Raw genomic sequence first — 6,579 nt, 5'->3', positions numbered from 1 at the left:
GATCGCGGTTGGATTTTGTGGCTGCCGCCCGTAGGCGCGAAAGGTACTGTGTGTCCCGTGTCCCGGCCGGAGGTCCGAGAAAGACGCTGCGCGTCCGATCGGCTAATCTAAAATAAACGGGAAGGCTTCTTCCCGATAACGGTAAGGCCCCCACCCCGGGAGTTCCCAGGGTGGGGGCCTTCTGTATTTGATCCTTCTATTTCTCACATGTGGTGGGCTGTGATGGCTGCCTTTATGAAGATTTTTACCTTGCTTTCTTAGGGAACGCCGTAGGCGCGTCCTGACCGGAGGTCCGCGAAAGACGCTGCGCGTCCGCGAGAGGCACTGCGTGCCTACGTCCTGACCGGAGGTCTAAAAGCCAAAAAGGAAAGTTCTTCCTATAAATAGCAAAATCCCAGCCCCAGAAATCGCGCAGGGCTGGGATTTCCTGCGCCTTGAGAGCAATTAAAAAATATTCTTTGCAAAATGATTTTGTGCGAACATGGAAAAGGCTATTGACGATATACTATAAAAAATGGTATGATTATGCCTGCGATTTGGTGAAAACTTTAATGTTATTCATTAGAGCAACAAATAAATCTAAAACACGTTTGCAATGGTTTTCATAAATGCTTATGCAAACATGATGATAGAAATTTAAAAATAAGGGGTGATGGAGCAAAAAAATACTTGGAAGCAATTTGTTTGAAGATAAGGAAAGTTGGTGTAAAGATGAGAGGAAGAAAAAGAATCCTTGCGTTTGTCATGGCAATGGTAATCGGCTTGTCCGGCTTTTCATCCATGTCCGCTGCGGACAGCTCTCTCCAAACAGCCGGTCTTATGCAGGCAATGGCGTCCCAGCAAACGGCAGAGGCAGTCGAATTGCCCGCGAAGTTGGCGTCCGCTGCCTATAGCGCGGCTTCGGACAGCGTCATTCTGAAAGAGAATACCGACCCGCTGAAGATCCACGATCAGATGACTGGCGAGACCTACAATGGGCAATGGCTGGAATTCCAGGTCTCTGTGCCAGAAGATGGAAAATATGCGTTCACCGCCCGGGTGCAGTCCCCGGCGGGCGAAAGACCCCGTATGGACGTGTTGGTGGATATGGTACACGCCCTCACAGTGGAAGAAGGCGATCCCGCCGGAGAAGGGCTTCCGTGGATGACAACAACGCCGCAGGAGTTGTCCCTGACGCAGGGCGAACATACCATCCGCATTGCATTCAACAGCGATTTTGAACTCAGCTGGATTGATCTTGCTTTGGCGGTGGAACCGATTGAAATCCGCGATGGCGTACAAATCCCTGTGATGGAGTATGCGCGTATTTCGAAAGATTCTGTGGAAACAGAGTCCGGAGACGATCCAGACGTCCCCGGCGGCCTGATCCCCCGGTATATGATGGCCGGCGACTGGGTGGAATACCGTATAACGGTCCCGGATGAGCAGGTGGGCAAATATAATCTGACCATGAATGTTGCCCGGGCAGGGACAGACCCCGGCTTGGTCGGCTTGCAGGTCTATCTGGACGACAACCTTGCCGGGCAGATTTCCCGCGCAGGCACCGGCGGCTGGAAGAGCTGGGTAGCTTCGGACCCGCTGGAACTGGATTTGAGCGCGGGCGAACATGTGATCCGGGTTGTCTACACGGCACAGTGTAATATGAGCCTATTGGAATTCACGCGGGCGATCCAGGGAGACAAAAAATTTACGATCGATGCTGTGAACTACACGGATTCGTCCAGAGAATTCAACACGGAGGAAGCGCAGGACCCCGAGGTGGAGAGCGGCCTTATTCCGGCAGGTACCTACAACGGGGATTGGCTGGAATACACCTTTGACGTCTCCGCGGAAATGGCGGACGCTTACTATTTGACCATGCACGTTGCGCGCGCCGGGACGGCCCCGGGCGACATCCAGATGGAAGCAACCCTGGACGGCGAACCGGTGGTCAACTATGTCCGTGCGGGCACCGGCGGCTGGAAGGCCTGGGTGGAGACCGACCCTGTGGTGGTCCGGCTGACAGAGGGGACGCACACCCTGCGTGTGTCCTTTGTCAAGCAGTTTAACCTCAGCTTGATCAAATTCTCGCAGGAAAAAACCATCAGCGACGTCATCAAAGTGGAGGCGTCCAATTTCTCCCGCGGCTCCAAGAACTTCGGCCTGGAAGATTGCTCGGACCCAGAGGTAGCGAGCGGGAAGAACCCCACGTCGACCATGGCTGGGGACTGGCTGGAATACAACCTCAACATCCCGCAGGAAATCGCCGGCGACTTTAAGTTCATGGCGCATGTCGCACGTGCAACGACCGAGCCGGATCTTGTGGGGATGGAGTGCTACATCGATGGCGAACTGGCGGCGATCATCAACCACGACGGCACCGGCGGATGGCAGAACTGGGAAGAAACCGACCCTGTGGGCGTCCATCTGGAAGCGGGTAGCCATACGGTGCGCATCGCCCTTACAAAGCAGTTCAACCTCAGCTTGTTGAAATTTGAAAAACTGGAAGTCGATCCCGATGCGCAGGTGACGGGCGTCTCGATCTATACGGAGGAGCCCCGCCAGGCGATCAAGGGAAAGACGACGTCTTTCTTCGCGACCGTTCAGGGCGATGAAGGCTGCGACCCGTTTGTCACTTGGGAAGTGGAGGGCGCAACCAGCGCCAAGATCAGCGAATATGGCCTGCTGAGCGTATCGTTCGGCGACCCGGCGGAGTCCGTGACCGTGCGGGCGCGCTCCCGTTCGAATCCGGAAATTGTCTCCGAAGATATGGTCGTCCCGCTGATTGACGAATCGACCGAGCACGGCCGGCTTTCCCGCGAGATCGCCGAGGAAGGCGTGGTCCTGCTGAAAAACGACAATGAAGCCCTTCCGCTCAAGCCGGAGACCACGGTGGCGCTGCTCGGCATCGGGCAGGCGAACTACGTCAAGGGCGGCAGCGGTTCTGGCGACGTGGAGTCCCCGTATGTCCGCACCATCCAAGAGGGATTGCTGGACAAGGCGGCAAACAACAAGATCCGCCTCTATGAGCCGTTGAGCGATTTTTATTCCCAGTATGCGACCCGCGTGGGCGCCGGATATGGCACCGACGAGCCGGAGATGACCGGCGAACTGGTGCAGCTGATCGACGAGGCCGCCGCACAGGAGAACGCCACCGCAGTGGTGGTCCTGCGCCGCCGCACGGGCGAAGGTTCCGACATCGGAATCAAGGCGGGCGAATACTACCTGCGCAGCCGTGAACAAGAATTGATCCGCACCGCGCTGAATAAATTCGACAAGGTTGTCGTGGTTATGAACATCGGCGTTGTGATGGATATGAACTGGCTGAACACAGTCAAGAGCGACGACGGGAAGAGCGTGGATGCGGTATTCCTCGCATGGCAGCCCGGTATGGAGGGCGGCATTGCGGTGGCCAACGCACTCTGCGGCGAGGTCAACCCGTCCGGCAAACTGACGGATACGTTTGTGACCAGCTTTGACGATTACCCGTCCGCATATGTCTATGAAAACTCCGGCAGAAACGCCTGGGTGTCCTACGAAGAGGATATTTTCGTTGGATACCGGTATTTTGAAACCTTTGCAAAAGAGAAAGTGATCTTCCCGTTTGGCTATGGCCTGTCCTATACCACCTTTGCAATCGACGATGTCACGGCGGTTGCAAACGAGGAGAAGGGCACCATCGATGTGTCCGCAACAGTGACCAACACCGGCGACGTGGCGGGCAAAGAAGTGGTGCAGACCTATTTCAGCGCCCCGGAGGGCGATTTGCCCAAACCGGCCCTGGAGCTGGCGGCCTTCCAGAAGACCGACCTGCTGCAACCGGATGAGTCCCAGACCGTGACGATGTCCTTCGATATTTCCGATATGTCCTCCTACGACGACATCGGAAAGACCGGAAAAGAATCTGCCTTTGTGCTGGAGCCGGGCGATTATACTATTTTGGTCGGCAATTCGGTGCGCGACGTTGAGACCGCTGGCGTGTATACAGTGGACGAACTGACCGTGACGGAACAGCTTACCAAGGTGTTCCAGCCGGTCAACGACGAGAAGAAGCTCGAACGGCGCTTGGATGGAACCGGGCCGGACAGCTATGAAACAACTGTCTGGTCGAACGAGGAAACAACGGATGTAATGGAACAGGCATCTTCTGCACAGCCAGCAGCCACTGCGGCTTCTCTGACGGAGAGCACGGCAAAAGCTGCCAATGCGCCGGAAGAGCCGATCCTGCTGGAAGACGTGGCGGAAGACCCATCGCTGATGACTGCGTTTGTGGAGCAGCTCTCGGATGAACAACTCATCCTGCTTTCGCGCGGCACCGGCAGCGACAACCCCAGAGAGATTGTGGACGGCGCAAACACCGCCTGCACAAAAGAGATCCTGGAATACGGCGTCCCGCGCTTGCAAACGGCGGACGGCCCTGCGGGAATCCGGAACAATAAGTACACCGCCACGGCATGGCCCTGCGCAACGCTACAGGCATGCACATGGAATCCCAGCCTGGTGGAAGAAGCGGGCAAAGCCAGCGCAGAAGAGGCCAAGACCTTTAAGACGCTGGACCAGTATAAGGATCTCTCCATGGGGCAGGACGGTTTCCCGATCCTGTTGACCCCCAGCACGAATATCCACCGCAACCCGATGTGCGGCCGGAACTTCGAATATTATTCCGAAGACCCGTTCATCGCCGGTAAGATGGCGGCGGCGCAGATCCGCGGCATCCAGTCCGGGGATGTCTCCGCGACGCTCAAACATTTCTCTGCAAACAACAGCGAGAATTACCGCAAAAACAGCGACAGTATGGTTTCGGAGCGTGCAATGCGCGAAATTTACCTGCGCCCGTTTGAAATTGCGGTCAAAGAAGCCCAGCCGTGGTGCGTGATGTCCTCCTACAATTTGATCAACGGCACGCGCGCAGCAGAAGACGAAGACCTGCTCACAGAAGTCCTGCGCAACGAGTGGAACTTTAAGGGCATGGTTATGACGGACTGGGGCAGCGAATCCACTTTGGTCGAAGAGATCAAAGCGGGGAACGACCTGAAAATGCCCTCCTGCGGCAGCTCCGACGACCCAGAGGGCGCGCCGGGCAGCCTGCAAATGCAGGAAGTGCGCGATGCGCTGGCTGACGGTTCCCTCTCCAGAAAGACCCTGGAGCGCAACATCCGGAACACCATGCGCTTGATTCTGCAAACCTATTTCTTCGATGGCGATAAGGAAGCTTTGGAAGTTTACAACCCGGTTGACATTGTGGAAGCTTCCGATGCGGCAGCGGCAACGGATTTCCGTTTCTACTATGAAAACGAGCCTGTTTCGCTGCATGTTTCCCCGGATGTGGAAACGATCTCCATTCAGGATGCAAACGGGCAGCCTGTAGAATTTACCAAGCTTGCAGAGGGAGAATATTCCTTTGTGATGCCTGCTTCGTCCGTAACGGTAACCGTGGGCGAAGAGGCGCCTGCACAGTCTGTCGCGCTTGGCCTGGAAGCACCGGAGACGGTAGCAGCAGGCAGCGAGTTTGAAGTGAAGGGCACGATCAGCGGCCTGGATGCGCTGGAAAGCCCAGTGGCAGGCTTGCAGATGATCATGACGTATCCGGAAGGCATGGCCTGCACAGAGGTTACGCCGAACGAGGCGATCAAGGACGAGATGTCCTATAGCATCCATGACGATGTATTGGAGGTAAACTTTGGATACATCTCTGGGGATCTCGACGGGGGCCTGCCGGTGGATCTGGACAGCCTGTTCACGGCGAAGTTTACCGCATCCGCAGATATGGCGGAAGGCGATTACACGTTTGGCTTGAAAGACATCGTGCTGAGCGATTGGAATGGCGAAGAGGTCCCGTATACCGCAGAAGGCGCATCCGTACATGTGACGGAACTGCCGAAGGAACCGCAGCTGCTGACGGTACAGTGGAGCGGCAACGCATCGATGAGCGTCGAGGGCGAAGCGGAGGAAATCATCTCCACAGATGCGATCTACGGCGCAAAGGTACAGCCGGGTGAAGAGCTGGTCTTCACCTTCACCCCGACGGACGGCGCGTTCTCCGGAGCGCAGCTCAACGGCGAGGACATCGAGTTTGCAGCGGACGGCTGCACGTACACCTTCACGATGCCGGGCGAGAGCACGACCCTGTGCTTCACGTTCACAAGCGTGGATAAGAGCATCTTGGGCATCGTATTGGAAGAGGCCAACGCTGTGCCGCAGGACGTGATCGACAGCCTGGTGCCGTCTGCCAAGGAATTCTTCGAAAACGCCCTGGCAAAGGCACAGGAAGTCTATGACGATGCGGGCGCAACCGAAGAAGAAGTCAAAGAGGCTTGGAGCGACCTGCTGGATGCAATGCACCTGTTGGAATTCGAAGCGGGCGATAAGGAAACCCTGCTGCCGCTGATCAACATTGCAGAGCAGCTGAAAGACATGCTGGATCAGTTCAAGCCGGGCACGACCGAGGGCTTCGAGGAAGCGCTCGACGCGGCGAAAGACGTGTATGCAGAGGAAGACGCCCTGAAGGCGGACGTAGACGAGGCATATGACAACTTGCAGGCAGCGATCGACAAGCTGGAAATGCGTGCGGATATGTCCATCCTCCAGAACACGGTGAAC

1 protein-coding gene is annotated in these 6,579 nt (G+C 56.3%); it reads left to right on the top strand.

Translation table 11 applies throughout. From position 1 onward, the window contains the following. Window positions 1-711: 711 nt before the first annotated feature. The coding region (locus tag B5F54_RS16835; RefSeq protein WP_140400414.1) for a carbohydrate-binding protein at window positions 712-6,579 on the top strand (5,868 nt) is incomplete at its 3' end.

This window comes from Anaeromassilibacillus sp. An250 (assembly GCF_002159845.1).
Lineage (GTDB): Bacteria > Bacillota > Clostridia > Oscillospirales > Acutalibacteraceae > Anaeromassilibacillus > Anaeromassilibacillus stercoravium.
This window is presented reverse-complemented; position numbering and strand designations above follow the sequence as displayed.